5 protein-coding genes and 1 pseudogene are annotated in these 6,393 nt (G+C 58.6%); 5 read left to right on the top strand and 1 reads right to left on the bottom strand.

Annotation, left to right across the window (positions count from 1 at the left end; all coding sequences use genetic code 11):
* The 4 genes and pseudogenes from CAPSK01_RS09390 to CAPSK01_RS09375 all read left to right on the top strand — a co-directional run.
* Positions 1–1,811, top strand: a pseudogene (locus CAPSK01_RS09390) (hypothetical protein); the annotation flags it as partial.
* A gap of 28 nt (positions 1,812–1,839) precedes the next feature.
* Entirely contained in the window at positions 1,840–2,094 is a 255-nt protein-coding gene (locus CAPSK01_RS09385) for an acyl carrier protein (protein ID WP_034925677.1), read from the top strand.
* A gap of 4 nt (positions 2,095–2,098) precedes the next feature.
* Positions 2,099–3,667, top strand: a complete 1,569-nt coding sequence (locus CAPSK01_RS09380) for an amino acid adenylation domain-containing protein (protein WP_273703416.1) — start codon at positions 2,099–2,101, stop codon at positions 3,665–3,667.
* Positions 3,667–4,815, top strand: a complete 1,149-nt coding sequence (locus tag CAPSK01_RS09375; protein ID WP_034925675.1) for an acyl-CoA dehydrogenase family protein — start codon at positions 3,667–3,669, stop codon at positions 4,813–4,815. Before CAPSK01_RS09380 ends, CAPSK01_RS09375 begins: the two co-directional genes overlap by 1 nt.
* Positions 4,816–5,041: 226 nt before the next feature.
* On the opposite strand, the gene msrA is transcribed toward CAPSK01_RS09375, so the two are convergent.
* Entirely contained in the window at positions 5,042–5,584 is a 543-nt protein-coding gene (msrA, locus tag CAPSK01_RS09370) for a peptide-methionine (S)-S-oxide reductase MsrA (RefSeq protein WP_034926001.1), read from the bottom strand.
* A 236-nt stretch (positions 5,585–5,820) separates the two neighbouring features.
* Here msrA and CAPSK01_RS09365 point away from each other — a divergent pair.
* Positions 5,821–6,393, top strand: a 573-nt coding sequence (locus tag CAPSK01_RS09365; protein ID WP_273703415.1) for an MFS transporter, incomplete at its 3' end; no start/stop codon positions are given.

Below are 6,393 nucleotides of genomic sequence, written 5' to 3'. Positions count from 1 at the left end.
CGGCCGACCTGTTGAATTACCTCGTATCGAACTTCCTGCTCTACCTGCGCGTATCGGGCCTGTTTCACCTGATTATCGGCATGCTTTACCTGTTTGGTTTCCGTCTGTCGGAAACGCACAACCGCTACCTGCTGGCGACGAGCTTCACGGATTTCTGGCGGCGCATCAACATCTACTGGAAAGACTTCATGCAGAAGGTCTTCTATTACCCGGTGGTGTTCAAACTGAAAAAGCTGGGGGCGACAAAGGCGCTGGTGATCGCGACGCTCTATGTTTTCGTGATGACGTGGTTCCTGCACGCCTACCAATGGTTCTGGCTGCGTGGCACGCTGCTCTTCGTGCCACAGGACATCCTATTCTGGGCGATCCTGGGCGTTCTGGTGGTGCTCAATTCGCTCTACGAGATCAAGCATGGACGGTCGCGAAGCATCGCGGCGAAGAAGCGGACCCTGCGCGATGTCCTTCTTTCGATCGTGAAGACCTACGGCACCTTCTGGTTCATCTGTGTCCTCTGGTCTTTCTGGACGGCGGAAACCCTGGGCGACTGGTTCTCCTTATGGGGTGCCCTACACGGCGACTTCAGCTGGCAGGTGCTGGCCTGGCCAGCCGTCGTCCTGCTGGTGGTTGCCGTCGGCTCGATCCCCAAGGAGACCTTGCGCAATATCAAGGTTTCGGCGCAGGAAGAAAGCGAGTGGATTCGCTCACGCATCGTCACTGTTGTCGCATTGATCGGACTGATTCTGATCAGTATCGAAGGGGTGGCCACCCGGATTAGCCCGAACATCGCGACGATCGTGCATTCACTACGTTCCGGACAGTTGAGCCGCCTTGATCAGGCCAAGCTGGAAAAGGGCTATTATGAAAACCTTCTGTCGGTGGATCGTTTCAACTCTCAGCTCTGGGAGGTCTATACCAAGAAACCCGCCAACTGGCTGGACGTCGACAATGCCAATCTGAAGCGTTTCAACGGCGGCTTTGCACAAACGGAACTGATCCCGTCTTTCGTTTCTCGCACCAAGTACGGTGATATCACCATCAATCGCTGGGGAATGCGGGATCGTGACTACGCGCTGGAACCCGCTGCCGGCGTCTTTCGTGCCGCTGTCCTCGGCGCATCCTCGGTGATGGGCTGGGGTGTGGGAGACGGTGAAACCTTCGAAGCGCTCGTCGAAGAGCGCCTGAATACCGAGCGACCGGTCGTTGGCATCGACCACTATGAATTCCTGAACTTCGGCGTTCCCGGTTATCAGCCGCTGCAGCAACTCGTGGCCTTTGAGAAAGCCATGCAGTTTCGGCCGAATGCCGTGATCTACGTCGCGACCGGACGTGAGCTGTCGCGTGCTGCGGTCTACCTCGCCGAAGCGGTCAGGAAGCGGATCGATATCCCCTATGAGGAGTTGCGACAAATCGTTCAGCGCTCGGGGATCACGCCGGAGATGGAGGAAGCCGAGGCACTCAAGCGCCTGACGCCATACCGCAAGGAAATGCTGAATTTCGTCTACGGATCGATCGCGGCGCGCGCGCGCGCCAGCGGCACCCTCTCGATCCTGCTTTTTTTGCCACAGGTTACTGATGGGTCATGGCGAGAGGAGACGGCCGATACCCTCGCGATCGCAGCGGGTGCGGGCTTCGTGATCATTGATCTGGACGACCTCTACAAGGGCCGCGACATCAACCAGTTGCGGCTTGCCGAGTGGGACGACCACCCGAACACGCAAGGCCATCGCCTGGTCGCAGAGCACCTGTACAAAGGACTTCTCGAGCGACGCGAGCAGGTGTTCAAGACCGACCGCATCCACCACGCACAGTAGTTTGACAAACCAAACCAACGGAGGTCACATGAATACAGAAGAACTGAAACAGGCCATAAAGAATTACATCATCCAGGAGTTTCTGCCGGGCGAAAACCCCGATAACGTGACCGATGACCTCCCGCTGATCAGCAGCGGGATTCTGGACTCGATTGCGACGCTCAAGCTCGTGCTCTTCATCGAAGAGCGCTTCGGGATTACCCTCGAAGCGCACGAAACCGACAAGGAAAACATGGATACGCTTGCCCAGATGGTCGCCACCATCGAGGCCAAGCAGAAGTGAGTGAATGATGAGCACTCGGGCATTGCACCAGGCGTTTCTTGCCGCCGCCGAGCATTTTCCGGAGCGCATTGCCGTCGTCGAACCCGGCGAAGGAGAGATCAGCTATCGACAACTTGCCGATTTGTCGGGCCGCACGCGCGATCAACTGCGCGCACGTGGCATCGGTCGTGGTGACCGGGTTGGTCTGTACCTGCGCAAGTCAATCGATACCGTCGCCGCGATCTACGCCATCCTGCGCGCGGGCGCGGCCTATGTACCGGTTGATCCGGGCGCGCCGCCGGCTCGCAACGCGTACATCATGCACAACTGTGGGGTGAAGTTGGTGTTCAGCGAGAGCCGCGTCACAGAAAAGTTCTGTGCTGAACTTGAAGCCATCGGAGCAACACCGCAGGTGATCGCTCTCGACGACGTGGGTGCCGGACTGGCCCTGGGGCGGTGGCTCGAAACGCAATCGAGTGCACTCCCGTTTGCACAGGAGGCAGACATCAGCGCGAATGATGACGATCTTGCCTATATCCTGTACACATCGGGATCAACAGGGAAACCGAAGGGCGTGATGCTGTCGCACAAGAATGCCGTCAGTTTTGTCGACTGGTGTTCCGAGGTCTTTGAACCTCGAGAGACGGACACTTTCTCCGCGCACGCACCGTTTCATTTTGACCTCTCGATTCTTGATCTGCACGTTTCCTTGAAGCACGGTGCCACGCTCGTGCTGATCACGGAAGATGTCGGCAAGGATCCGATGCGTTTGGCAAAGATCATCGCAGAGCACAGGATTTCAATCTGGTACTCGGCACCATCGATTCTGGGCCTGCTTGCGCAGTTCGGAAACCTCGCCAACCTCGAGTTCCCGGATCTGCGCCACGTGTTGTTCGCCGGCGAGGTTTTCCCGGTCAAGCACCTGCGCATCCTCTGCGGTTTGTGGACGAAACCGCGATACTTCAACCTGTACGGCCCAACCGAAACGAATGTCTGCACCTTCCACGAGGTCATCACGCCGGTACCGGAGGATCGCTCGGTACCTTATCCGATCGGGAGGGTCTGCTCGCACCTGCTCGGAAAAGTGGTTGATGAGAACGGCACGACCGTCGAGCGGGGTGCGGAAGGCGAACTGTGTATCGCGGGCCTGGGGGTCATGCAGGGTTACTGGGGACTCCCCGAGCAGACTGAGAATAGTTTCCTGGTCGATCCGCAAGGAACACGGTGGTACAAAACGGGCGACATTGTCGTCGAGGAATCCGATGGCTGCTACATCTACCGTGGGCGGCGCGATCGCATGGTCAAACGGCGCGGCTATCGCGTCGAACTCGGCGAGATCGAAGCCGGTCTGTACAAGCATGCGCAAGTGAAGGAAGCTGCGGTTGTCGCGGTGCCCGATGAGGAAGCGGGCGTCAGGATCGTCGCACACCTGAGCTGCAAGGCGCAGGCCGTCCCGTCGTTGATCGAGATGAAACGCTTCTGTGGCGAGAACCTGCCCTTGTACATGATCCCGGACCGTTTCGTCTGGCAGCAGTCGCTTCCCAAGACCTCCACTGACAAAATCGACTATCAGCGCCTGAAGGAGATGGCTTGATGGATTTTTCTTTCTCGGAAGAGCAGCGATTGCTGCGAGACAACATCGTCAGATTCGCCAAGGGTACGCTGAACCAGAAAGTGATCGAGCGTGATCACAATCATGAGTTCTCTCGGGATCTGTGGCGCAAATGCGGAGAGATCGGCATTCAGGGATTGCCTGTTCCGGAGCAGTACGGCGGTTCCAATGTCGACCCGCTGACTTGCGCGATCGCCCTGGAGGCGCTTGGCTACGCCTGCCACGATGGCGGCCTGGTGTTCTCTCTGTCGGCGCATCTGCTGGCCTGCGTCGTGCCGATCTGGCGGCACGGGACCGACGCCCAGAAGCAACGTTATCTGCCGGGATTGTGTGACGGGACCTGGATCGGGTCGCATGCGATCACCGAGCCAGGCTCGGGTTCGGACACGTTTTCGATGCGCACCCGTGCCGAGAAGGTAAACGGGGGCTGGAAGATCAATGGAACCAAGACCTTTATCTCGAATGGTCCGGTTGCAGACGTGGCGATCATCTTCGCGATGACCGATCCTGGCAAGGGTTTCCACGGCGGGGTCAGCGGCTTCCTGGTGGACGCCGGGCAACAGGGACTGTCGACCGGCAAGCCGTTTGAAAAGATGGGCTTGCGCACATCTCCGATCGGCGAATTAGTCTTTCAGGACATGTTCGTTCCCGACGACGCGGTGCTTGGAAAAGTGGGGGCCGGAGCCGCCGTTTTCGGGACGGCCATGGATTGGGAACGTGCTCTGCTCGTCGCCGGGCATATCGGCGTGATGGAACGGCTGCTGGAGACGGCGGTCGGCTATGCGCGAACGCGCAACCAGTTCAATCAGAGCATCGGCAAGTTCCAGGCGGTCTCGCACAAGATCGCCGACATGAAGGTCCAGCTGGAAGCGGCGCGCCTGCTCGCCTATCGGGCTGCCTGGAAACTCGGCAACTCGCGTAGCGCTTCCCTCGATGCGTCCATCGGCAAGCTGTTTGTGAGCGAGTCGCTGCTGCAATCCGCGCTCGACTGCGTGCAGTTGCACGGAGGCTACGGCTTCATGGTCGAGTACGAAGTCGAGCGTGTCTTGCGTGACGCCGTCGCGGGAACGATCTACTCGGGAACCTCGGAGATGCAGCGAAACATCATCTCGCGCTGGCTGGGATTGTAGATGCCTGCGTATGCTTCGCGGAAGCTGAACGGCCATGCGCACGAAATGGGGGGCAAGGAATGGCGGCCTGAAGGTCAACCCGAGGACGTCAAGGGGCATGACTTTGTCACTAGCGTGGCAGCGCCTGGCTGACGAACGGTCTAAATCAGTGCTTCCCTACCCAAACATCATTGCCGGGCTCTGAAGCAAGCCATCCCAAAACCCGCCAGTCACACTGGCGGGTATTTTATTTGCCCTGAAATTTCTTTTCGAACTTCTCAATTTTCGGGCGGATGACCACCCGGCAGTAACCTTGATTGGGATTGGATCGGTAATAACTCTGATGATATCCCTCGCCAGCGTAGAATTTTTTTAGCGCGACGATCTCGGTGACGATCGGATCTGGAAAATGCTTTTGAGCTGTCGCTTTGGATTTCTCAGCGATCTCTTTTTGCGCGGCGTCGTGATATAAAATCATGGAACGATACTGGGTTCCGGTGTCGTGACCTTGCCGGTTCAGCGTCGTGGGATCGTGAGCTTCCCAGAATACTTCCAGGATCTTTTCGTAGGAAATCACCGTAGGATCAAAGGCAACCTGGATGACTTCCGCGTGTCCGGTGGTTCCGCTGCAAACCTGTTCATAGGTGGGATTCTCCGTCTGACCTCCGGCGTAGCCACTGGTGACGGATTTGACCCCGGTCAACATTTGAAAAACCGCTTCGGTACACCAGAAGCAGCCACCGCCGACGGTGGCAAGTTCCAAGGGCGCATTCGTGTTGGCAGGATTCATGGCAGGAATCATGGTAGGAATAGTCGAAGCATTAGAATTCAAAGGTTCAGGCCGAGAGGCCTGTGGCGACAGCCAGCAAAATAAAGGGATGCGCGTAATCGAAACACGGGTGTTGTGGGGCAGCCGTACGGGTCGAATAATTGATTCTACCGCTATTTGTCGCCCAGTTTTCGCACTATAGTTCGCCTGATCCAGAGCCAATTCCGGCCTGGCCAATTTCTCCACAGGTACCTGCCATGCTGCGTTCACTCAACCGTCCCGGCGTCATGGCCATCACCCTGGCTGCGGCCGGCATCCTGATGGTCACGATGGGAACGCGCCAGTCCTTCGGCCTGATCATCGCGCCGATCAATGCCACGAGCGGATTGGGAATTGCCACCATCAGCCTGGCTCTCGCCATTGGCCAATTCACCTGGGGAGCGATCCAGCCGGTAGCCGGCGCCCTGGCTGACCGTTACGGGCCGCGCGCCGTCCTCACCGGCGGCATCGTCATGCTGGCAACGGGTTGCGCGATCACGCCATACGCCACTTCCGGTTTCGGTCTGGTGGTGTCGCTCGGCCTGCTGGCGGCGATCGGTTCAGGTGCCGGGAGCTTTTCCGTGCTGATCGGCGCCGCTGCGCAACGCCTGCCGCTGGAAGTGCGCGGCACGGCGTCGGGAGTGATCAACGCCGGTGGTTCCTTTGGCCAGTTCGTCTTTGCTCCGATCCTCCAGAAGGCGATCCAGGCGCTCGGCTGGATGGGCGCGATGTGGGTCCTGGCAGTGATGACCCTGGCGGCGCTGCCCTTGGTCCGGCGGGGCGCCGGCCCA

Source organism: Candidatus Accumulibacter vicinus (assembly GCF_000584955.1).
Lineage (GTDB): Bacteria > Pseudomonadota > Gammaproteobacteria > Burkholderiales > Rhodocyclaceae > Accumulibacter > Accumulibacter vicinus.
The sequence above is the reverse complement of the archived record's forward strand: the minus strand, read 5'-3'. Positions and strand labels throughout refer to the sequence as shown.

Excerpts from the sequence above, each read along its gene's own strand:
- CAPSK01_RS09385 (WP_034925677.1), top strand. The coding sequence starts at position 1,840 with ATGAATACAGAAGAACTGAAACAGGCCATAAAGAATTACATCATCCAG.
- CAPSK01_RS09380 (WP_273703416.1), top strand. The coding sequence starts at position 2,099 with ATGATGAGCACTCGGGCATTGCACCAGGCGTTTCTTGCCGCCGCCGAG.
- CAPSK01_RS09375 (WP_034925675.1), top strand. The coding sequence starts at position 3,667 with ATGGATTTTTCTTTCTCGGAAGAGCAGCGATTGCTGCGAGACAACATC.
- msrA (WP_034926001.1), bottom strand. The coding sequence starts at position 5,584 with ATGAATCCTGCCAACACGAATGCGCCCTTGGAACTTGCCACCGTCGGC.